Source organism: Leifsonia sp. SIMBA_070, assembly GCF_046534635.1.
Classification (GTDB): domain Bacteria; phylum Actinomycetota; class Actinomycetes; order Actinomycetales; family Microbacteriaceae; genus Leifsonia.
Map to the genome: position 1 here is coordinate 1 of NZ_JAWRYK010000111.1, position 326 is coordinate 326.

Genomic DNA, 326 nt, shown 5'->3' on the forward strand with positions numbered 1-326 from the left:
TCTCGAGCGCCTTCCACAGCTCCTCATCGGTGGCGTCCTCGCGCCCGAAACGCAGGTTCGATGCGATCGTGCCCGAGAAGAGGAAGGGGCGCTGGGGTACGAGGCCGATGCCCTTCCACAGCTCATCGAGGTCGGCGCGCGTGACGTCCACGCCCTGCACGCTTACGGATCCGCTGGTCGCGTCGAAGAGGCGGGGGATCAGCGAGACGAGGGTCGTCTTTCCGGATCCGGTGGAACCGATGATCGCGACCGTCTCGCCCGGATCGGCCCGGAAGGTGACGTGCGACAGGATCGGCTGCTCGGCGCCGGGGTAGGTGAACGAGACG

General features: G+C 67.5%; 1 protein-coding gene. It reads right to left on the reverse strand.

Going from position 1 to position 326, the window contains the following annotated elements:
* The coding region (locus SB754_RS19630) for an ATP-binding cassette domain-containing protein (protein ID WP_410784073.1) at positions 1 to 326 on the reverse strand (326 nt) is incomplete at both ends.